Here is a 21015-nt window from a genome sequence, read left to right on the forward strand (position 1 = left end):
ACTTGCTATGCGGTGCTTCCGGCGTCGACCACTAAATCGGTGCCGGTGATCGAGTTGGCCGAATCGCCTAGTAAGAATGCCACTGAGGCGGCTACCTCTTCGACCGATGCCAAACGCCCCAACGGACTACGACGTTTGATGGTCGCCAAGTTATCGTCATCGATCGTCGATGTCATGTCCGTTTGCATGTATCCAGGTGATACACTATTGACCGTTATGCCAGCTTTACCAAGTTCGCGGGCCAGTGATTTGGTGAACCCCAGTAGTCCTGATTTCGTCGCCGCATAGACGGAGAGTCCACTGAATCCCGTATGACCGATAATGGAGGCAATGTTGATGATCCGTCCGCAGCGATTCAGTAGCATCGAACGACTTGCGTGTTTGGTCAATAAAATCGTTCCCAACAAGTTGACATTGATCAACCCCGATATTTCCGATTCATGCATGGTTCCCAAAACGCCAGCGTGTCCGAGTGCCGCATTGTTAACCAGTCCATAAAGATGTTTGCCATCGCGAGTGAGGCTGCGGACGGTTTCGCGAATTTGAATTCTGTTCGCAAGGTCGATCTCTACAAAATGGACTTGGCCGGGAACCGATCTTTCCATCAGTTCAGCGAGCGGTTGACTTAGACGTCGCCCCGTTGCGATCACCTGATAGCCATCGCTCGCCAATTGACGAGTAATCGCCAACCCTAGCCCGCGCGTCCCGCCACTGACCAATACACGTCGTTGTTCGTTGGGTATATTCATGATACGGGCCTCTGTGAAGTGACTTGTTTGTTAGCGATCCTCAGCGGTCCCGGAAATTTTGATTGCCTGGCATCTCGCCGCAGTTTGCCTGAGCTCGACAACGGTATTGAATGAACAACATCGATTTTCACAGGAACTTGATAGGGTTCCAATCTTTCACGGCAATGGGCTATCAGTTTTGCTTGAAGATCAACTTGAATCCCATCTTGAACGACAACCTCTGCTGCAACGAGCGAGCCCGTGAAGGGATTCTTGTGAGCGTACGCGCGTGCTATTTCCACGCCTGGATAGCATTGAAGTATGTTTTCAACGTGGCTGGGATGAACCTTGCGTCCCCCCACGTTGATCACCCCGTTGGCACGACCTCGGAACAGATATCGATCGCCGACCCGTTCGACCAAGTCTCCCGAATCGATCCAGCGATCCGCCTCCTGGCCAGTACCAACCAACAAATGACCGTCGTCGTCAACTTGGATTGGCACTCTACCGGGCGACGGATCAATGAAGCTAGCTGGAAAACCTGCTCGCCCATCACGAACGACAAATCCAACGCCTGTCTCGGTGGACGCATAGACATGAACCATCTTTGCCTTTGGAAATAGATCCCGTAACGAATCAAGAATCGATTGATCTGCGATTTCACCTCCAAGCGTGATTTGCTGAAGTGGCAATTTGCGAATGTCGGTTGACATGAGCAACATACGCCACATCGTTGGCGTCGCTGACAGGGCGTTGCATCCAAGTTGTCCAATCTGCACGATCCGTTGCTGCCAAGTTTCGTGGTGGTCACAAAACAAGTAGCTTGATCCGGCCATCCAACTTTGCAGAAAGACTTGTAGCCCGGCAAAGCTGCGTAAATTGTATAGCGATCCCCATGCATACTTTGCTCCGACGCGGACGTCCATTTTCGTCGACCGAGTCAGTGAGCGAAATGAGTGGGGAATCAATTTGGGAGTACCGGTTGTTCCCGATGTTGGTAGCAACCACCGGGACGGTCGGAGCGGCAAATCGTATTGTGATCCATTTGCGATTGATGTTTGTATCGCCTCATCCGCAGAAACGACGCGGACACCAATCGTTTGCAACGGCAATGGATTTCCAGCGGCAATGACAACGTCGGATCTGGCTTTCGCAACCATTGAAGCAATCAGGCTGCTATCGGATGTCGACGGCAGAATTAAAATTTGCTCACACCGTCCATCCAAAGCGACCATTAACTTCGCTAGATCTACGTCATGATCCGCAATCAACGCGACTCGATGGTTATCGAATTCGCGAAAAAAATTATGCGACGATCGGAGCCATTCGGTCAGGTCGCCCGACGATGTCGAACCGGCGATCGGTTGTCGCCAAAGCACCCGAGTCGGCTCGAGGCGTTTCAGATTTTCTTGTAGGGACATTGCTGTGACGTGGGTAATGCCTAACAGGCTTTCATTCGCTCTTGTTCATAAACGCGAACCAGGTCGCCTAACGTTCGTGGGTAAACGGCTTCCTCCATTAACGCAAACGGATCCAAGTCGAAAACCTGCTCCAACTTTGCAATGACGATTGCGAAATCAAGCGAGTCAAGTCCGATCTGCAATAGCACGCTATTGTCGTCCAAATTCGGTTCCAGTTCTTTATTACTGTCCTTCGCAACCTGATGAATGGTGCGAAGGATGATGTCACGGGGCTTCATTGCTAATCCTTTTATTTTTGTGATTGAGAAGCAAACATGGCGAAAATGTAGCGTCTCAATGTAAACATCTTGTTATGGTTCCGCACAGATTACGATTTAGTCTGTTTGAGATCCTTTTGGATCTGATATAAGAGCCAGTGAACAGAAAATGATTCGTTGCAACCGCAGAAAATTTTGACTTTCAAACATGAAGATCGCGAGATGGTTCTTAAGATTGTTCGCATGCCTCTATTTCGTGGGCTTGACCTCGCTGCTCCTCTTGCCATCGACAAAATCGCTTGCCTCAAGCATTTCCGCGAATGCGTCGTGGCTTCTCTACTTGGCCGTCGTTGTACATTTTTTGTCGATGACAATCCTAGGCACCCTCTGCTCGATTGCAGTACCGCCACGCCAGCGTCTCCGCTTATTCGGTGGACTATTTTTCTATGCGATTGTAATGGAACTGCCACACCTCGTCCTGAAAGAGCGGTCGTTTGAATGGATCGACATGGGCCAAAACCTACTAGGCATCTCGATCGGATTGCTGATCGCAAATTGGGTCCGCCTCCTTACGCGGGCACAGCAAGGGGGCAGCCAAGAAACAGTGCCGTTAGCCCAGGTGTTGGTTCGACAGCATCGATAGGCCGGCAAGACTCTGTTGTTTCAGAAGTCGGTGTTTCACGGTTCTTGCCGCCCCGGGGCGACGATTAAGCTGCCAATCAGCCGATCGCCAAATCAGCTTCACGCGGCGACGCTGGAACCTTTGGTTTGTGCACTCGGGAGATCGTGCTAGCACGGAGAGAACGAATGCAAGCGATCACGGATGCTTGATCCTTCTCGCTCATCGCCGAACCGCTTGGCAATGAAAGGCCGTCCCGAAACAATATTTCAGAGACTCCATTCGTAACAGAGCGATACTTTGCAAAAGCCGGCTGCAAGTGCATTGGCTTCCACAGCGGTCGCGACTCGATGTTGAGCGATTCGAGCTTTAAACGTATCGCCTCGCGATCGGCGCCGAAAATGTCTGGGTTGACCAGAATCGAGGTTAACCAACGAGTGGATTCGCAGTTTTCGGGCTCGGGCATGAACGAAATTCCAGGAAGATCGGCAAGTTCATCCTGGTATCGTTTAAAGATTGCCCTCCGTCGACCGACTCGATTGGGTAGAACGGACAATTGCCCTCGCCCTACAGCCGCCAACAAGTTGCTCATGCGATAATTATAGCCAACTTCGGTGTGCTCGTAATGCGGGGCCGGTTGGCGAGCTTGAGTGATCAAGTATTTTGCACGCTGAGCCCAAGCTTCGGAATTGCATGTCAACATTCCACCGCCGCTTGTGGTAATAATCTTATTCCCATTGAATGAGAAACAGGAAATGTCGCCAAAGGAACCTGCGGGTCGACACTGATAGGTCGCACCGAGGGCTTCAGCCGCATCTTCGATCACTGGAACATCATACATTCGTGCCAACTGTAATATCGATTGGTAGTTGGCACATTGCCCATTCATATCGACTACCATTATCGCCTTCGGCAGCTTGCCTACTCGATGTGATCGTTTCAGTTCCTTTTCCAGGAGTTGTGGATCCATGTTCCAGGTTTCTCGTTCACTATCGATGAAGACCGGGTTTGCAAGCTGGTAACAAATCGAGTTTGCCGAAGCCACGAACGTGAAGGTCGAAACCAATACGTCGTCACCGTGCTGAACTCCAAGAATCCTCAGTGCAACATGAAGAGCGGCTGTTCCGCTACTCGTTGCAACAGCATGCTTCGCGCCGACAACACTTGCAAACTCGGTTTCAAAAGCATCGACATGGGGTCCGATCGGGGCAACCCAATTGGAATCAAAGGCGTCGATCAGCAGTTCTCGCTCGCGTTCACTCATGTGAGGCGCCGAGAGGTAGACACGTTCAGACATCAGAGGGCCTCTGGATAGTGTTAAAAACGTTTGAGAATGGGGACGCTATTTATTCAGATGCGGCGTATTAGCGACGGCGTGCAGATCGGTTTGAGTGGACGGTTTTTTCGTCTCGGATGGTGATTCCATTTTTGCAGCCGGTCTGCCATCAAATGCCGGCATGGTCACATGTCCCTCCGCCGCAATGTCTTCTCGCAAGAATACCTTCCAGAACGTCATCGCTAGAATCTTGAGGTCAAGCCAATACGATTGATTGTCCACATACCACACGTCCAAACGAAACCGCCGGTCCCAATCAATGCGGTTTCGTCCGTTGACTTGGGCCCAACCGGTGATTCCAGGACGAACATCATGACGCCGCTGCTCTTCGGCCGTATAGTACTTCAGGTAATCCATCAGTAGTGGACGGGGCCCCACGAAGCTCATCTCGCCCTGAAGCACGTTGAACAGTTCGGGAAGTTCATCCAAACTGGTCGAGCGAAGGAATCTTCCCAGACCGGTCATCCGTTCTTCGTCCGGTAGCGGGACTCCGTTACGATCAACGGCATCTTTCATGGTCCGAAACTTCAGCAAGGTAAACGGCTTGCCTCGCAGCCCCGGACGAACTTGCCGAAACAAGACGGGTCTACCAAGGAAGACAATGACGGCAACGCCGATGGTTAGCAGTACGGGTGCCAACAGCACGATCAGTATCGAGCTTCCGATTAAGTCAATCGTTCGCTTCATCATACCGTTCGCTCGGAATCAAGGTTTCGTCCAATGTAGGCGGAAGCGGATAGGGACTGGTTTCGCTGCTTCCATCGCGATTGCTTCGAAGACTCAGAATAGATCCCCTGCAATTCGTCCCAGATCGTCTCTGGACGAAAGTCCCGTTCCATCCTCTGCTGCGCGTTTTGTCCAAGCTTGTTTCGCAACTTCCGGTTGTGTGAAAGTAATACCATCGCATCCGCCATTGCTCCCCAATCTGCAACCGTGACAAGAATGCCAGTCGATTGGTCTTCGATTGCATCGCTTGTTCCAGTTGCTCGATAACCGATTGTAGGAATCCCCGCCGCGGCAGCCTCCAGGACGACCGTCGGAAAACCTTCGCGGTAGCTCGGCAACGCCAAGAAATCGAAGACCGGATACCATTGTTCCGGACGGTCGACATTTCCCTGAGTATGAATCCAGGGCTCGGCATCGATCCGCGAACGAGTCACGGGATCGACCGGATCGCTCTGATCCCAATCCCCCAGCAAAACACAGTGCAGTTCGGCAACTTGGCTGCGAGCTATTTCTAAAGCGGAAAGCAGATCGGTGATACCTTTGTCTTTGGTGAATCTACCGACAAACCCGACCACCGTGGCCGCAATCGGAATACCGAGTTCCCGACGAACGGCTTGCGAATCGGTTTGCTCGTTTGCCAATCGGTATTTCTTTACGTCAATTCCATTGAAGCTTCCATTACCGATGATGCATAACTTTGCTTCGGAGCAAAGTCGATCATCGATGGCGATTTTTAGGACGCCGGAGCTGACACAAATCACCTTTGTGCTTAGATTGCAGACCAATTTCTCAATCCATTCTAGACAACGACGCTTGCGTCCAGTGCATGTTTCGTAGCGAAGGCCATGAAGCGTGTAGATTCGATTGCGATGTAACGAGAGCGTTGCCGCAATGATACCCACCAGGGCGCCCTTGGGGGTATGGCAATGAATTACATCGAAGCGATTGCGAATGAAGTAAGCGAGCAAACGCGAAATGGACACGAGATCCCGTTGCGGACTAATGCCGCGATGCATCCCAACTTCGAAGATGTGGACCGGGATCCGTTTACGAATCTCTTCCAGGTCCTGTCCAGGTGAAGAGACAATCGTGACGTCATGACCCTGGCCTACCAACCAGCGTAGCTGATCAAGCATCAAGACTTTGGCGGTTGCCGGAACCGATACGACAATACAGATCTTCCTGGAAAGCTGAGGTTTCATTTGTTCCAACTCCTTAACGTACGGCGTCTAAGTTCCAGGTAGTGGGTTGTCCTTCGAGATTCGAGAACGCTTTGACGGAAATCACTCGCCAGTAAAACGTTTCTTTGCGCAACGGCGTCGAGTTCATGTGATTGGGTTAATGCAGACTCAATGCAATCGGCGAGAGCGTTCGCGTCGCCCGGGGGTACAAGAAAGCGAGCTGAAATCAACTCGGGAATACCGCCAACGTTGCTCGCTACGACCGGGCAACCACGAGCCATCGCCTCTATCATCGCTCGCGGTAAACCTTCCTGAATAGACGCATTCAAGAAAATATCAATGTGATCGAGAAAATCAAAAATTGCTTCACCCGCCGGAAGTCTGCCCAAAAACTCAACTTCGCCAGCCACGCCAAGTCGCTTAGCCACCGCCTCGAGTTCAGCTTGATGCTGACCTTCACCGACCATAGCCAGCACAGCATTGACACCACGTTGTCGCAACCGCTGCAAAGCTTGAATATGAATGTGCGGTGCTTTGTAGAGAGCCGAGAATGTTCCTATGAATCCGAGGATGACAGGCTTTTCGCTGCCAGCTTTGCACCGCGAAGCGATCGAGGCAAGTTTCTTTTTGCGTGCTGACATGTCGTCGACCACGGCGGAATTGGGCAACTCCACCGACGAATAGTGTGTCACGAATGCGTTTGACGATGGTGGATAGCGGCGTTGCAACGTTTCCGCCGTCACGTATGCTGCGGTGGTGGCATCCCCACAAAGTCGCTTCAAGTCGTACCTTGCCTTTCGCCTGATGATCGGACGAAAACGGGATTGAACGCACCCCGGCGCAAGGCTGTCCCAGGGATCACCAACGACTTCAACCCCGAACCGGCGTCTCTTTCTTCGTAACTGGTTGCCAACCAAGGTTCCGACCATTCCCGGCACCCGCAACAAGTACGCATCGGTCAATTGAACCGCATCCGCTGTTACCTGATGAAGCCTTTTACCATGCTTGATCCGACCACCTGCACCGTGAAAGTCAGGCAAACGCATGAACCGGATCCCTGGTCCTGTTGACAGAATGAACGATTCCGGCGGCTCGTCCCGCTCCTGACACCTCGCTAAGACAATGACTTCATCGAAGCCTTTCAGATAGCGGTTCCAAAAAGAACCGTAGCCGAGGTTTTCCGAATAAACCTCGCTACCACACGACACAAAATGGGATTCTAAAGCGACGAGAACGCGCACGAGACTTGCTGCGAGTTGGAGTACGTTTGTATTGGAAAGCTTGTTGAGGGCTGATCTTGCCACGTCGCCTCCGCGATTTTGGCGAGTTGTTGCACGATTGCCCCAAGCCAGATGAGTTGATATTGCCAAAACACGTTGAGCGTACAATCGAAAGTCATGTTGCTAACGATCGAGCAGACGAGCCACCAAGGAGTAGCCGTAGCAATCGCGGTAGCAAAAGAAGAAGTATCGATCCGTAACAACAGCCGACTGTCTTTCCAAAGTCGAAAGCACCAGATCACAAGCCACGTGAATCCGCAGAGGCCGAAACAGAGTAAAAATGAAATGAAACCGTTGTGGGCGTAGGCACCTCGGGCAGCGAATTGAGTTTCCCCGACACCGAAAAATAATGTTGCAATACCACCCGACCAGCGAATCGAGTTGCCAATGTTGTCCAAACGACCTGTCCCGTGCAGCGCACCTTCCTCGGCACTCGCTTGTGCCTCGGTACGGCTGACCATGTCTTCGACCGCACTGCGATAACTTGGCAACGTCGCGAACGTAGCCACCGCCAATGACATGCAAGCTGCCACCGCGATACGATGGCGAGAGAAGATCAAGATGCCCATCGCAACGACCACAAGACCGACAAATGCGCTACGGCTGCCTGCAGCGATCATCGTTCCGAACAATACGACACACGCCGAAAATGCCACCACGCGAGTACTGATTTTGAACCGATGCACGACAAGGTAACCCACCATGATGGTCGCCAAGGCCAAGTTGGTTCCGGCGGACCCTGGACCCAAAAACGGGCCGGTCGCGCGGTAACGCAACAGTTGTTGTTCTTCGGATTTCACGACGTAGAACCAATCTGCAAATGGTAATTTCGCCCAATCGGCCATCGCCAATACCGCCGCTGTCGTTAAGGCGGCAGCATAGAAGAAAAACATCCATTTGGCATGTTCAGGTTGACTGATTGCCGATACCACCGTCAATCCAAAGACGACTTTCACGGTCATCTTCAACATATTGCGAACCGTCGAATCAAGCATCTCACCACCGCTCGATAACAGTCCCGTCAACTCGCCACAACCGTAAATCACTAAAAACACAAGCAGGAGAGTCCCAGCGAAACCAATTCGATTCGGTTTGCCAAAAATAAACCAAGCGACGGCGGTGCAGAGGATCAACAGATCGTCAAACCCAGCGTTCAGCGGCAGCATGCCGTAAGTCAGGCGATGCGGATAAACCATGATTACCGGCCACAACAGGTAGACCAATAGCCTTGGTTTCCAAGCCGCGATGCATGCCATCCCCAGACATGCGATCAATCCGAATCCAGCGACAATCATGGCTTTCGATCGATCACTCGCTGCAATAGGTTGCAAATTTTTTGCTGTTGTTGAGCCGTCGCAAAGTGTTCACGAACTCGCTTCAAACCAGCCTTACCCATTTGGGTCCGCAACCGAGGTCCGGCCAACAAGCAATCCATCGCAGACGCAAAGGCACCCACATTGAGCGGGCAAACAATCCCGGTTTCTTGATGTGAAATCACCTCGGGGATGCCGCCACGATCCGATCCGATACACGGTTTCTGTAAACTCATGGCTTCGGCCAATACCAAGCCAAAACTTTCGCAGTCGCTGCGCGACGGCAGAATGGCGATATCGGCCGTATGTTGGACGTAGGAAGCGTCGTTTCGCCAGCCAAGAAAGTGGATTCGGTCGGTCAAACCAAGTTCCTTCACTCGTCGTTTTAACGACTCGCCGAACGCCCGGTCGCCTCCCGCCAACACGTCACCACAAAACCAAAGTTGACAACGGTGTCTTGTCGCAATTTTTGCAAAGGCGTCGATAGTCAAATCGGGGGCCTTCTTTGGCGTCAACGCTCCAACTTGGACGATCACCCGTTCGCCTTGCTGACGGTTCGGCAAAGGATGACCATTCGATTGCATCGCTGCTTTTCGTATCGCGTCGGCATCGACCGAGTTGTACACGACTTCGATACGATTGGGATCGACATCGGCACGGACGAGGAACTGCCGCGTGATCTCCGATACCGCTATCACCGCATCGAACCGAGCGTTCAATCGACGTACGGCAGAGGATGAAATCTCGCGTTCAGATTTGTGGCCATGCGAATGAAAAACAAGTCGTGGTCCCGAGCGGGGCAAGGCACGCGAGAATAGATTCGCAACGGGGAGGAAATTAAAATAGATAACGTCAGGTCGATGAATGCGATTCCACTGGTGAAGGGCGGATAAGGTACGAAGCATCCAAGGGGTTCGCCGTGCGATGCGAAAGACTCGATCGATTTGGTTTGCCCCGCCGATAAACGGAGTAATGGGAGGACGGTTCACCAGGGGCTCGACCTTGATGGAGGTGTTGCGGAATCGATCGGCGTAGGCCTGATTGTGATACGGATTGATCGCCACGATCCGGTAGTGATCCGTCAGGCGTGGCAACAGCGTCGACATGACGCTCTGAATTCCACCCTTTCCGGTAAATAGATCGAACACGCCTATTAACGGGCGATCCCTATTATTGTGCTTCTCCATCGGTTGTTCTTGAATGTTGATTGACATTGTCTCCTCAGACGATCGCCCCTAAATCGCTTGGGTGTAACGATTGTCGAATTTGCTCGTCCACGAAACCACTGATCCAAGTCCAGTTGTATCGTTCGATGATTCGTTGCCGTCCCGCCACAGCCATTTCATTGCACTTCCGGGGAGATAACAACAATCGGACGATTGCATCGGCCACGGCGGAGACATCGTTGGGGGGAACCAATTCACCGTTGACGCCATGCTGGACCGCATCGGGAATTCCACCGACGTCGGATCCGACAACGGCCAATCCATTCGCATTCGCCTCCAAAAAGCTAATTCCAAAACCCTCGACTTCGCCGAGTTCCCCAGGTCGTGACGGCATCACAAACAAGTCGGCTGCTTGGTACAAGTTTGTTTTCGTTTGTTCATCAACCTCGCCAAGGAAGTCAATGTTCGCTGATTGCCCGAGCTCTGCAGCGAGATCGATAAAGTCTTGTTTGTGAGGGCCATCCCCCGCGACCACATACCGACATCCCGGGTGCGATCGACTGATTTCAGGTAACGCTCGGATAACCAGATCCATCCCTTTGCGACGGTGCTGACGACAGACCGAAAGGATCACCGGTTCTTTGGACCAGCCGAGAATCTTCCGTGTCGCTGTCTTGGTCCGTAGATGCTCAAGCGATTCTGTCGAGACCCCGCAACCGGTTACTGCGACGCGATCGGCAATCGCTGGCACCTTGTCCTTGACAAAATCGCGACTGTACTTGCTATTGAAAAATACCAGTTGGCTTGCTGTCGCGCACTCGCGAAAGACATCTGCGGAACGACCGTTTCGTCTCGCGAACATGCCGGCAACGTCATCCCCATGAACGTACAGGAAATACGGGATTTTCAAAGCTTGGAAGACGGGATGAAAGTAGGGTTTGAAGTTTGTGCAAAAGATCGCATCGGGACTCATCTCGGTCAAAGCCTTGGTCAGAGCAATACGATTCTTGCGGTTGCAATTCGCAATCGCAACGGACTGCGCGATTGGGGTTCGCAGCGATGGCAGTGGATCGATCACCCGATCGACCTTGTCCAAAAGCCGGTCTTGTTCGACACTACCACGCGTCCTTTCCGTTAGGACGTGAATGGAGTGTCCGTGATGCGAGAGACCGCGACTGAGCTGCCAACTCAGTTCCGCAATTCCCCCTTGGCGAGGCTTGAAGTCGTTTGCAATGACAGCGATTTTCATTTTGTTATTGGTGCAGTCGTTTTTTTGAATGTGATTTCTCCGATTCCGCGTTGACTTTTTCTGCGGGAATTCCAACCACGGTCGTGTGTGGATCGACGTCATTGATCACGACGGCGTTGGCTCCGACTTTTGCGTCCTTGCCAACACGAACCTTCCCCAGCACTTTTGCACCCGCATAGACATTTACGCCATCCTCGAGTGTCGGCCATGCACCCGTTTCGCGTTGCCCGATGACCACACCCGAGAACAAGAAAACGTTCTTGCCGAGCATTGCACCACTTCCAATCACGACGCCAACAGGGTGTGGCAACACCAAACCGGAATCGATGATGGCTTGCGGCGAGAGATCGGCTCCAGTGCTCGATACCGTATGGCTGCGAATCCAACCTGGTAGAAACGGTATCCCTCGCTTTGCAAGTCCGCTTGCGACACGAAATAAGAGCACGGCACGAAATCCCGGGTTGACCCAATAAGCCTTCGCCATGCCGAGATAGCTTTCCACTCCGATTGCTCGTGCGTCCGCGGTGATCAATGGTCACTCAAACTTTCGGTCAGCATCAACCGGGTTGTTGACGAACGTTTCAAGTCCGCAGTTCGGTTGTGTACCGGATCGCCCCACAGCAATTGATCAAGCTGGTGACGTCGAATCGATCTGCCGATTGTCATTCCTCGTCCCCAGCCTAGCAGGGCAGAACGCAGATAACGGATCGGATAGTTTTCTTGGCCGCGTAGTCGAGCGATAACGTCTCTGGGAAAACGGACAACGAGACGCCTCGACAGCACCCACCAGACGCTACGTCCGTGTTTCGCCAACACATAATCCTCGTTGTATCGCGAATGGGCTTCGACCACCTTGGTATCTTTTCGCTGCGGACCTTGCTTTCTCGGAGCACACCAATGTTCGTTCACCGACTCCGCATCAAGCAAGACTCGATACCCTGAGCGAATGACGAGCAGGCACAAATCGAGTTCGTATCGAAAGCCATCACCGAACAGTGTCTCGTCGCATTTTGCCAGCAGACTTCGCCGGAAACTCATGTTCGATCCTGTTAGCGATTCGACATTCCATTTGCCATCGAAAGGATACATTTGTCCGCCGTGTGGGCGACCGAATCGGTCGATGCGTTGACAATGGGGATCGAATTCCATATCGCTGTAGAGCACTTGGTTGTTGAGATGGTTGATGATCCGCCCGCCAACCGCTCCGACCGAGGGATCACGATAGTTGTCGAGTAGGTTTTCAATCCATCTCTCCGGCGCGGTACTATCGTCGTCTAGAAAGGCGACGACATCGCCTTCAAGTAGCGGAAAAGCCGCATTGTTTGCCGCGATCACGCCCGGTTGGGTGACGATCACAGCCTCAATCGGCAGGCGTTGGAATTGAGCTTGCAATTGACGAACCGTTTGTTGGGTTTCTAAGTCCTCGTCTCGCATGACCACGACGACTTGGGTTGGAGGAACCGTTTGTGCATCAATCGATCGCAAGCATGCTGCCAAGTATTTCGGTCGCCGATAGCTTGTAACCAGAACACTAACCGACAACGACGGGGAATCGTTTGCAGGAATCATTTTAGTTTTGACTGAAGTTCGAAGGACTTTGTTGTAGTGACTTTATTATCGAAGAACGTTCGGATTAGAAAAGCTTTTGTGGAGCGAGCAACATCCAGAGTCCCTGGTGGAAGTATTGACTGCACCAGCGTCGGAAGGTGTGGCACGATCGGTTGCCACATTGCAGTCTCTCTCCAAATAGAACGAGCACTCGCTGAATCTCTTTTTTCGTCGTGAAAACGGATCCCCAAATTTCGACCTGCCATCCGAATCCTCGGATACAAACGAATCCGTTGCTTAAGAGTCAAGGGTCCATAACGCATTAACGGCGCTGTGCTCGACGCATATCGATCCGCCACGGTTCGAAAATTTGCATTCGTGCAAATGCTATTCTCCCGATTGCGGTATTCCGTCAACACTTCATCCACATAACCAAACGTTGCTCCATGGTATGCCAAATCGAGAGCTAACAACCAATCTTCGCCCCACCGAAAGGCGGTATCAAAACCGTTTTGTTGCAGCAAGCTTGATCGTATGAGAAGGGTGTTGGTATGAAGGAAATATGTTGAAAGCAAAGCGGAAAAGACGTCACCGGTCAGCACAGAGCCACCCTCTCCAATCTCGACCGGACGGCAATCCTTCGGGTTCATCCGGCTGGCCGGACTGGTCGATCCGCGATCGGTTACGGTCCCACAGCGATCTTTCTCATACCAGTCGCAAAACACGATATCGACGTCGGGCGATCTCAAGATTAACATCGCTTGGCGAGCTAACTTTTCCGGGTACCAACAATCATCGGCATCAAGAAAAGCGACCCAATCCGAGTTCGCTTCGGCAATGCCGCGGTTTCGTGCCGCCGCCGGCCCTGCATTCGGCTGGTGAACCAAGCGAACCATCGTCGAGAATGCCTGAACTTGCCTCGCGGTATCGTCCGAACTGCCATCATCAATCACAATGATCTCATTCGGCTGCAGCGATTGGTCTAACACCGACCGAATCGCATCGCCAACCGTTGCGGCTGCATTGTAGGCAGGAATCACGACGCTAATCGAAGGGGTATTTGTCATTGGGAACCAGCATTCCATTCCAGAGCAGCCATCCGGCTCGGTTCGTGCCAAACCTGTAATGGTGCTTTGATCGCCTTGACCAATTCTGCCGCTGCTTCGCCGAATTCAGCAGACGCCAGATGTCGCCGCGAGCGAGCAAGTCGCCAGCGGAGCAGCCAATGGCTCAACAGTTTCAAACTGAGTCGATATCGCGGTTGACCGCGACGCAGCGATGCTTCGTAGGCACACCGCATCATTTCTTGACACTGTTCGGACCGCCGACTTTGCGTCTTGCAGTCGTTATGCAATTGACTCATCGAAAGCACGTCTTTCAGTCGGTGCAGCTTCGTAAGCTCTTCAAATCGAAGCCACAGTTCGTAATCCATCGCCAAATGATTGTCTTCACGCAGTCCTTCGACATGGTCCCAGAGAACTCGACTCCAAAACGTTGATGGTTGAGGTAAAAAGTACCCGGGCGCACCGTATCGCCAATACTCTAGAAGAGCCTCCGACGAACGTATCCCCGCTTCAAACCGCTCGACTTCGTTGGTTTCAGAATGAATGAATTCGCCGTCGCCGGCCAGCCATTCGCATTCAGGATGCCGAGCGAGATAGTCGCCGATTTTGATCAAAGCCCCGGTGGCAAAGAGATCGTCACTGCATAGCCAACCGCAGACGTCGCCATCGGCGATCGCCATTCCCTTGTTGATCGCATGGCTTTGGCCGCGATCGGGTTCGCTCACCCAGTAGGAAAGATGATCATGATAGTGCTGGAGGATCTCGACGGTGTGATCCGACGAACCACCGTCGATCACGATGTAGTTCAAGTTTGGGTAGCCTTGCAGCAAAACCGATCGAATCGTCGATTCAATAAATTCGGCTTGATTGAAACTAGGGGTCACAATACTGATTCGTGGCAAGTGGTTGCCCCACGATTGTGGATGCAAAACTGGCTTAGGCTCAGCCGATGCGATCCATCCCAATAGCGGAGTCAACGGTTCAGGAAGCTCAGGTGTCAACATGTCGTTTCCTTGAAGATTTCAGGCTTGCGGTGAGCTATGATCGACATCAACGCCGCTACGATTCGCCGCTCCGATCTTTCCTTTGTTGACTTGCCGTTCATACTTTCGTAGTGACAGATGGCTCATCTTGACGTACCAGGCATAGAAAAAACTTAAGAAGATTGGTGTCGGCCCATCGAAAATCGCTCGGGTGCCAATCAAGTTCTCTCGGAGAGCTTGGTAGACATCTCGCAGCATTTGGGTCCAAGAAAATCGCTCTTGTCGAGCATAGCGAGCCTCGCCTTCATGACGAATGTAGCGAAGGTGTTTTTCAAACAGACTGCGGTAACTATCGATCCAATAATGGCGGACCGGATTGGTTTGCGTCGCAGCGATCCGAATTTGGCTATAGCCAGGCTTTGGTGCCACGACGCCGCTATGCACATGCACACGCCATTCGACTCGGTCCCGATGAAAGATTCTAGTCATGTATTGAACTTTGCCCCAACGCGTGGTGTGAAGGCGTTTGCCACGAAAATAGTAATGATGTGGCAATTGAATCGAGGCGACGTTTGAATCCGCATTGGCAACCGTTTCGCGAATTTGTTCTGCCAATTCGTCGGGAATGACTTCGTCAGGATCGAGTCGAAGGATCCAATCATGATCGGCGGTTGGTACAACCGCAGGCAAGACTTTTTCGCCAAAGGGAACTTTCGCATGCGTCCGACACTCCGCACCGCATTTCTGAGCGATCGCCACGGAATGATCCTCGGATCCAATATCAACGGCGACCCGTTGATCGCAGAACCCAAGGCTGTCTAAGCAGTCCTTCAAGCGACGTTCTTCGTTGAATGTCACTACGATCGCGGTGAATGAAAGGGTTTGTTGGTTGGACATGGCGACGGTTGAATCTCTATTCATGGTTTGCATCAATACGGATACCCCAATCAGATCGAGCAATTGATTGACGATCTCTTCGTTTAAGTCTTCCATCCGAAATCGATAGCAGCGTCGACTCGCGGTCTGCTCCAATATCATTTGATGCCATTTTGTCCAAAACCATATCGCCCGATGCTCCTTTGAATCCGACAGAAACCAGTTTCCGGTATGTCTTTTTTGGGAATCGGTGGAACCGTGAGGACCCGAAGGAGATCGATTTTCTACCGATGGTCTTGCTCCTTTTGGCCTACTGCGGTTTGGTCACAACCGTATCGAGTTTCTTGTCGTGCTGTAACGATGGCAACAGCCTAGTGAAAACGTTTTTTAGATCCGTACGATCGGCAGGACGTAGCGATCGTTCTATTGCAACAAAGTAAACGATCATTCCCATGAAGGTCATGGTTCCAAGCTCAAACCAACTCGACGGGCTCATTGTCCACTTCAAACATATAAGGACACTGCCACACGCCAATGCGGGAACCATTCCTGGAATCAACGATTCCCAAGCCCACTTCGTAAAGGTGACTTCCGCCAACGTTCGTCCAAGTTTCCACCAGAGCAGCGGATGAAAAATGACGATGCCAACCGCGATCGCTATCACCACCGCCTTCGCACCCAGTCCAGTGCTGAGCAGCAAGACTCCTGAAACCAATAGAGTGATGAAATCCGTGACCGCCATCGTTTTGGCCAACGCATCGGGTCGAGCATGAGCATGAACCAATGGCCCCAACATTCCATTGGCCATTTGGATTGGCAGAATCAACATCGTGATGAATAAGACCAAAGCCGCGTCAGGAATCGTTCCATGGGTATAGAGGTCAATGGTCTCCGAGGCGAACACCATCAATGGGGTCGCAGCCAGCATCGAGATCCACAGCATCAAGCGATTACCTCGCAAGTAGGCGTTGGCCAATCCGGTTTGGTTCCCAGTCGCAAACATGGCAATCATTGGCGTTTCCAACGGACTAAATATTTTTGACGAAACTTCTTTGATCTGGCGATCTGGCAAACTGCCAATGTAGAAAGCTGTTGCTTGCCCCGGAGCTGCGAAGGCATTGAGCAGAAAGGGAATGCTGCCAGCTCGTACGCTCGCCGATGTTTGCCGAACCAGCGTCCAACTATTGAACGCAAACATTCCCTTCAACGATCCAAAGTCAATCCAATCCACTCGGAAACGCAGCGAAGGAAGCAATCGGCAAGAGACAATCAGGGTTGCCATGACGTTGAACACCGTTCCTGCAAATTGGGCGACGATGAACCATTTCACTTGAGGTCCAATCCCCAACATCAACCACAACATGCTGGCGGCACTGATCAAAGCCCCCCCCATCAAAATCACATTCTGCAAAACCTGTTTCTGGCAAACGTATAGTCCAACCGAAAACGGAGTCGCGAGTAAACGTAGTGTCATTCCTAAGAAGACAATCACCAGCATGAATCGAACGTCGGCGATATGATCTGAGGCAACATTCAATAGTTTGGGGGCTAAAGTACAAAAGACCGTCATGATGGCGACCAACACCATTGCGACGAGCAGGTAGACCGGAACAATACTCGAAACAAGACGTGTTATCTTTTCGTCGTCCGATTGAGAGTATGCCTCCACCACATACCGTCCGAGCCCCGCAGTCAACGCGGTTGTCATCAGTGGCGAAAAAGCGACGACGCCCATGACCACCGGCAGTAAGTCCATTTCTGCTGGCGAAACGTGGCTAAGCAAGTATTGGTTGCCCCACAACAGGATCGCAAAATTGCAGGCGTGCGCTATCAACGCACTGAGTGCGTTGATAGATACCAACTTCTTACTGACAGGAACTCGGTTGGTGGTTTGTGTCATGCGATAGAAGGAAAATGCTTTTCGTTGACAAACATCGCATCGGCTTGCGTGATTTGTCCTTCAGGGCGAAGCCACACATCGGACAGGTAGAAGAGTCGAAAGTGGTGTTGCCTTAGATACTCACTGACTTGGCAGAACAACGGCTGACCGCTGTAAAATTCAACGAACGAGACCTCCGCAACAATGACCTTTGTCTGCTTCAAGACGCTGCCCGCCCCCCGCAGGGCTTCCAATTCATATCCTTGCAAATCCAATTTCATCAGATCGATCGATTGGCCAGAAAACAACGTATCCATCCGTACGGTTTCGACCTCTTCGTTACGATCAAAGCCCATTGCCTCAGGATGCCACTGCTTTGCGGGCTGTCCTGGTTGGTAAAGGCTGGCGCAATCGGGACGAGCCGTGACATGAAACGTAGCCGTACCTTCCTGGCTGGACAACGCTGCGTGATGACAGACGATACGTTGATTGTCCGCAAACCGCGATTTCATGCTCTCAAAAAGTTCGCCATTCGGTTCGAACGCATGAATTTGCTGATTCGAAAAAACGCGGCTCATTCGGTCCGCAACGTCGCCTTTAAAGGCACCACCGTCGATAACGATTCCATTGCAGCAACCACCAAGTAATCGTTTGGTATCGAGTAGCCAATCGCGGCGGATGTGGCATTCACTTTCGGTCGGTGGTGCTACCGGTCTAGGATTGAAACGTTTTTTGAGGCATTGGATCATACAAGTACTTCCGTAGTTAGCTCAGGTTCGAATTCTTGCTGGCGATCAAGGGACATTAGTAGACGGCGAATCTCGGCCACCGAAGTGCGCTGAGATGTCAATTGACGGATCAGTTCCTGAAGAGCACCGTTGGAATATTCGAGTGGTTGAATCGACATGATCTTGGGATGGTCCGTTTGCGAAATCTCACCTTCATTGTCTGCCAACTCTTCGTACAGCTTTTCACCGGGGCGGATCCCAGAATAGACGATCTCGATCGCGCCTTCTGGAAGACCCGACAAACGAATCATATCGCGAGCGAGATCGACAATCCGAATCGGTGTCCCCATATCCAGCACAAACAAATCACCACCGTGGCCCATCGAAGCCGCTTGCAGAACCAATTTTGATGCTTCGGGGATCGTCATAAAGAACCGCGTCATCTTTTCATCGGTAATCGTCAAGGGCCCGCCATCGCGAATTTGCCGTTTGAATAGCGGCACGACACTTCCGGCCGAGCCGAGCACATTGCCAAACCGAACGGTCATGAATCGCGCCGCCGAACGGGTCGCGATCGATTGAATGTACAACTCGGCGACCCGTTTCGTCGCACCCATTACACTGGTCGGTCGAACGGCTTTGTCACTGCTAATCATTACAAATCGCGACGTTTCATACTTGTCGGCGGCGTCGGCGACGTTCTGCGTACCGGTGATATTGTTAACCACCGCTTCGCGAACATTGCGTTCCATCAACGGTACATGCTTGTGAGCGGCCGCGTGAAAGACGACTTGCGGCGAGAACTCAGCGAACACATCATCGATTCGCGAACGATCACGTATGTCGGCAATGACGGTTTCCAATTTGGTCGTGCCACGACGCGACAATAGTTCCTGCTCGATCTGATAGATTCGATTTTCACCCCTTCCGAGCAAAACCAGCAATTCAGGCGAAAAGCGAATCAATTGTCGACATATCTCTGATCCAATGCTACCGCCTGCACCCGTTACCAAAACCCTTTGTCCTTCGATCAATTCACGGATGTTCTCTAGATCCAACTCGGCCGGTTGTCGGCCCAGTAGATCGTCGATATTGATGTCACGTGTTGGGATCATCCCATTGCCGTGCATCCGTTGCTCAAAACGCGGGACAATCTGCAATTTGACATTTAGATCTCGGCAAACATCCATCAATTTTCGCATCGTTTTGCCAGACAACAAATCAGTATGAACCAGGACCGTATGAATCGCTTGACTGCGAACGATCTTGTCAATTTGATCTAGAGTTCCTAGCACCGCAAACCCGCCCATCAATCGTGGATGGGGTGTGCTCGTGGCACTGACCAAGCCGCAAATCCGCATCGGCAATCGCCCATACGACTGAATTTGGCCTGCCAAAAATACGGTCTCCGGGTCCGTTCCAATCATGATTGCGGGTGTGTATTGGTCCGAGACCAATTGAGGGCGAACCATCTCTAAGAAGACACGGCAACTCGACCGAAGCCCGCCCACAATGACCATCGTCAGTACCGCGTCCAAGATCACGACGGATCCTGGAATGCTTAGGCTGTTGCTAAAAAAAGCTGCCGCAGCAAACAATGAAAGCGACGCTAAACAGGTCAAACTAATCGCGATCATGTCGCGAAACGTGACGATCCTCCACCATCCATGAAGTTGTCCTGACAGAAAAAACACGGCGAGTTTCGTCGAAACGACCGCCGGCATCGTCACCCAAAACGCAATCCTGTAGTGTTCGGGTATTACAAGGTCAAAACGAATTGCAAACGCCATTGCGTAGGCGAGACAAAACAAGAGGAGATGGATTGCGGAGAGGAGTACCACGCGATAGGCAAGCAGCGTTCTAAGTGCAATCCCATTGGTGGCCCAACGAGACTCAAATTCCGAATTGAAATTTGCATCTTCTTTTTGTGTTACTAGGTTTTGGATCATCTCGCTAAATCGCTTCCATCGAAAAGGTTCAGATCTAATATCAATTTGCGGCCGTTGGGTTTGCAGTCGGATGGGGGGTTGACTCAGACACCAAAATCACATCGTGCAACCGCCCCGCCAAGTCGCTGAGGAAGGCTTCGGAGCGACCGAGGCCCGTATCAGAAGTTTCAAGCATGAACTTCATCAGAGGTGGCCAATGCGTTTGTCCCCAACAAACCTTTCGCCGCAACAATCGATGTTGGACGCGGTCCAGGAAAATGTTCTCGCCGAGTTGGAACCAATACAGCACTTGAATATTGCGCCCCGCTTGGCTAAAGCGAAGCACCTTCGCGTTGAACTCCGCTCCGCTAGCGCACTGGATCAAAACATCCTCGGAATCACGAAGTTCCCAGCCCGCTTCCCGATAACATTGCTGAGGAAAATGCAAACGGATGTAGTCATCCGTCCAAACCGCATGCACGAGTACGTTTTCGCCCGATTCATTTAAGTAGACACGGTCAATACCATCCTGGGCACGCAAAACGTCACGTATTCGATCATCGGCCGGTAGCTCCTTGCCAACCCAATTGCCGAGTTGCAGAGACGTTTGCCCCAGTTCTTTCTCGGGTGGAACGACTTGCCCCTTTGAGTAGCCGCTACGGATGTGTCCGATTGCGACATTTCCAAGGATTAGAAGTGCGATCGTTAGAATAGCCCGCTTAGTCATTGCTTC

20 protein-coding genes are annotated in these 21015 nt (G+C 51.8%); 1 reads left to right on the plus strand and 19 read right to left on the minus strand.

Annotated elements, in window-relative coordinates:
• Positions 1-5 precede the first annotated feature (5 nt).
• Genes Q31b_RS13000 through Q31b_RS13010 form a run of 3 tightly spaced genes read right to left on the minus strand, consistent with a single transcriptional unit; the run spans position 6 to position 2427 of the window.
• Entirely contained in the window at positions 6-749 is a 744-nt protein-coding gene (locus tag Q31b_RS13000; protein WP_146600129.1) for an SDR family NAD(P)-dependent oxidoreductase, read from the minus strand.
• Complete coding sequence (locus Q31b_RS13005; RefSeq protein WP_146600130.1) at positions 746-2149, minus strand: class I adenylate-forming enzyme family protein; 1404 nt, start codon at positions 2147-2149, stop codon at positions 746-748. Before Q31b_RS13005 ends, Q31b_RS13000 begins: the two co-directional genes overlap by 4 nt.
• A gap of 20 nt (positions 2150-2169) precedes the next feature.
• Positions 2170-2427, minus strand: coding sequence for a phosphopantetheine-binding protein (locus Q31b_RS13010; RefSeq protein ID WP_146600131.1), 258 nt, complete (start codon positions 2425-2427; stop codon positions 2170-2172).
• Positions 2428-2614: 187 nt separating this feature from the next.
• On the opposite strand from Q31b_RS13010, the gene Q31b_RS13015 reads away from it, so the two are divergent.
• Positions 2615-3049: a hypothetical protein gene (locus tag Q31b_RS13015; RefSeq protein WP_146600132.1), complete on the plus strand. Its 435-nt coding sequence runs from the start codon at positions 2615-2617 to the stop codon at positions 3047-3049.
• 76 nt (positions 3050-3125) lie between these two features.
• Here the strand turns inward: Q31b_RS13015 and Q31b_RS13020 are convergent, their stop codons facing one another.
• The 16 genes from Q31b_RS13020 to Q31b_RS13095 form a co-directional block, all read right to left on the minus strand.
• Positions 3126-4322: a DegT/DnrJ/EryC1/StrS family aminotransferase gene (locus tag Q31b_RS13020; protein ID WP_146600133.1), complete on the minus strand. Its 1197-nt coding sequence runs from the start codon at positions 4320-4322 to the stop codon at positions 3126-3128.
• 45 nt (positions 4323-4367) lie between these two features.
• Positions 4368-5051, minus strand: a complete 684-nt coding sequence (locus Q31b_RS13025; protein ID WP_146600134.1) for a sugar transferase — start codon at positions 5049-5051, stop codon at positions 4368-4370.
• The gene (locus Q31b_RS13030) at positions 5048-6289 is read right to left on the minus strand and encodes a glycosyltransferase family 4 protein (protein ID WP_146600135.1); all 1242 of its coding nucleotides are present in this window, start codon (positions 6287-6289) and stop codon (positions 5048-5050) included. Before Q31b_RS13030 ends, Q31b_RS13025 begins: the two co-directional genes overlap by 4 nt.
• Positions 6286-7572: a glycosyltransferase gene (locus Q31b_RS13035; RefSeq protein ID WP_146600136.1), complete on the minus strand. Its 1287-nt coding sequence runs from the start codon at positions 7570-7572 to the stop codon at positions 6286-6288. The genes Q31b_RS13030 and Q31b_RS13035 overlap by 4 nt, the downstream gene beginning before the upstream one ends.
• Positions 7488-8879: an O-antigen ligase family protein gene (locus Q31b_RS13040; RefSeq protein WP_197171466.1), complete on the minus strand. Its 1392-nt coding sequence runs from the start codon at positions 8877-8879 to the stop codon at positions 7488-7490. Before Q31b_RS13040 ends, Q31b_RS13035 begins: the two co-directional genes overlap by 85 nt.
• Positions 8840-10075, minus strand: a complete 1236-nt coding sequence (locus Q31b_RS13045) for a glycosyltransferase family 4 protein (protein ID WP_146600138.1) — start codon at positions 10073-10075, stop codon at positions 8840-8842. The genes Q31b_RS13040 and Q31b_RS13045 overlap by 40 nt, the downstream gene beginning before the upstream one ends.
• 7 nt (positions 10076-10082) lie before the next feature.
• Positions 10083-11276 carry a glycosyltransferase family 4 protein gene (locus Q31b_RS13050; RefSeq protein ID WP_197171469.1) on the minus strand — a complete coding sequence of 398 codons (1194 nt, stop codon included), beginning with the start codon at positions 11274-11276 and terminating at the stop codon, positions 10083-10085.
• A gap of 4 nt (positions 11277-11280) precedes the next feature.
• The gene (locus Q31b_RS29495; RefSeq protein ID WP_146600140.1) at positions 11281-11808 is read right to left on the minus strand and encodes a serine O-acetyltransferase; all 528 of its coding nucleotides are present in this window, start codon (positions 11806-11808) and stop codon (positions 11281-11283) included.
• Positions 11805-12845, minus strand: coding sequence for a glycosyltransferase family 2 protein (locus Q31b_RS13060; protein WP_146600141.1), 1041 nt, complete (start codon positions 12843-12845; stop codon positions 11805-11807). Before Q31b_RS13060 ends, Q31b_RS29495 begins: the two co-directional genes overlap by 4 nt.
• A complete protein-coding gene (locus Q31b_RS13065; RefSeq protein WP_197171471.1) occupies positions 12842-13891 on the minus strand; it encodes a glycosyltransferase family 2 protein in 1050 nt (349 codons plus the stop codon). Before Q31b_RS13065 ends, Q31b_RS13060 begins: the two co-directional genes overlap by 4 nt.
• Positions 13888-14892: a glycosyltransferase family 2 protein gene (locus Q31b_RS13070; RefSeq protein ID WP_146600143.1), complete on the minus strand. Its 1005-nt coding sequence runs from the start codon at positions 14890-14892 to the stop codon at positions 13888-13890. Before Q31b_RS13070 ends, Q31b_RS13065 begins: the two co-directional genes overlap by 4 nt.
• 18 nt (positions 14893-14910) lie before the next feature.
• Positions 14911-15864 (minus strand): glycosyltransferase, encoded by a 954-nt coding sequence (locus tag Q31b_RS13075; protein ID WP_197171473.1) that lies wholly within the window; start codon positions 15862-15864, stop codon positions 14911-14913.
• 193 nt (positions 15865-16057) lie between these two features.
• Positions 16058-17647 (minus strand): lipopolysaccharide biosynthesis protein, encoded by a 1590-nt coding sequence (locus Q31b_RS13080; protein ID WP_146600145.1) that lies wholly within the window; start codon positions 17645-17647, stop codon positions 16058-16060.
• Complete coding sequence (locus Q31b_RS13085; RefSeq protein ID WP_146600146.1) at positions 17644-18375, minus strand: FkbM family methyltransferase; 732 nt, start codon at positions 18373-18375, stop codon at positions 17644-17646. The genes Q31b_RS13080 and Q31b_RS13085 overlap by 4 nt, the downstream gene beginning before the upstream one ends.
• Positions 18372-20303, minus strand: a complete 1932-nt coding sequence (locus Q31b_RS13090; protein ID WP_146600147.1) for a polysaccharide biosynthesis protein — start codon at positions 20301-20303, stop codon at positions 18372-18374. The genes Q31b_RS13085 and Q31b_RS13090 overlap by 4 nt, the downstream gene beginning before the upstream one ends.
• A gap of 40 nt (positions 20304-20343) precedes the next feature.
• Entirely contained in the window at positions 20344-21009 is a 666-nt protein-coding gene (locus Q31b_RS13095) for an exosortase C-terminal domain/associated protein EpsI (RefSeq protein ID WP_146600148.1), read from the minus strand.
• Positions 21010-21015: the final 6 nt, after the last annotated feature.

This window comes from Novipirellula aureliae, from assembly GCF_007860185.1.
GTDB lineage: Bacteria > Planctomycetota > Planctomycetia > Pirellulales > Pirellulaceae > Novipirellula_A > Novipirellula_A aureliae.

Coding starts and splice junctions, on each gene's coding strand:
- Q31b_RS13070 (WP_146600143.1), bottom strand. CDS start 14,892: ATGTTGACACCTGAGCTTCCTGAACCGTTGACTCCGCTATTGGGATGG.
- Q31b_RS13080 (WP_146600145.1), bottom strand. CDS start 17,647: ATGACACAAACCACCAACCGAGTTCCTGTCAGTAAGAAGTTGGTATCT.
- Q31b_RS13015 (WP_146600132.1), top strand. CDS start 2,615: ATGAAGATCGCGAGATGGTTCTTAAGATTGTTCGCATGCCTCTATTTC.
- Q31b_RS13020 (WP_146600133.1), bottom strand. CDS start 4,322: ATGTCTGAACGTGTCTACCTCTCGGCGCCTCACATGAGTGAACGCGAG.
- Q31b_RS13090 (WP_146600147.1), bottom strand. CDS start 20,303: ATGATCCAAAACCTAGTAACACAAAAAGAAGATGCAAATTTCAATTCG.
- Q31b_RS13095 (WP_146600148.1), bottom strand. CDS start 21,009: ATGACTAAGCGGGCTATTCTAACGATCGCACTTCTAATCCTTGGAAAT.
- Q31b_RS13045 (WP_146600138.1), bottom strand. CDS start 10,075: ATGTCAATCAACATTCAAGAACAACCGATGGAGAAGCACAATAATAGG.
- Q31b_RS13085 (WP_146600146.1), bottom strand. CDS start 18,375: ATGATCCAATGCCTCAAAAAACGTTTCAATCCTAGACCGGTAGCACCA.
- Q31b_RS13010 (WP_146600131.1), bottom strand. CDS start 2,427: ATGAAGCCCCGTGACATCATCCTTCGCACCATTCATCAGGTTGCGAAG.
- Q31b_RS13050 (WP_197171469.1), bottom strand. CDS start 11,276: ATGAAAATCGCTGTCATTGCAAACGACTTCAAGCCTCGCCAAGGGGGA.
- Q31b_RS13065 (WP_197171471.1), bottom strand. CDS start 13,891: ATGACAAATACCCCTTCGATTAGCGTCGTGATTCCTGCCTACAATGCA.
- Q31b_RS13000 (WP_146600129.1), bottom strand. CDS start 749: ATGAATATACCCAACGAACAACGACGTGTATTGGTCAGTGGCGGGACG.
- Q31b_RS13025 (WP_146600134.1), bottom strand. CDS start 5,051: ATGATGAAGCGAACGATTGACTTAATCGGAAGCTCGATACTGATCGTG.
- Q31b_RS13030 (WP_146600135.1), bottom strand. CDS start 6,289: ATGAAACCTCAGCTTTCCAGGAAGATCTGTATTGTCGTATCGGTTCCG.
- Q31b_RS13005 (WP_146600130.1), bottom strand. CDS start 2,149: ATGTCCCTACAAGAAAATCTGAAACGCCTCGAGCCGACTCGGGTGCTT.
- Q31b_RS13060 (WP_146600141.1), bottom strand. CDS start 12,845: ATGATTCCTGCAAACGATTCCCCGTCGTTGTCGGTTAGTGTTCTGGTT.
- Q31b_RS13075 (WP_197171473.1), bottom strand. CDS start 15,864: ATGGAAGACTTAAACGAAGAGATCGTCAATCAATTGCTCGATCTGATT.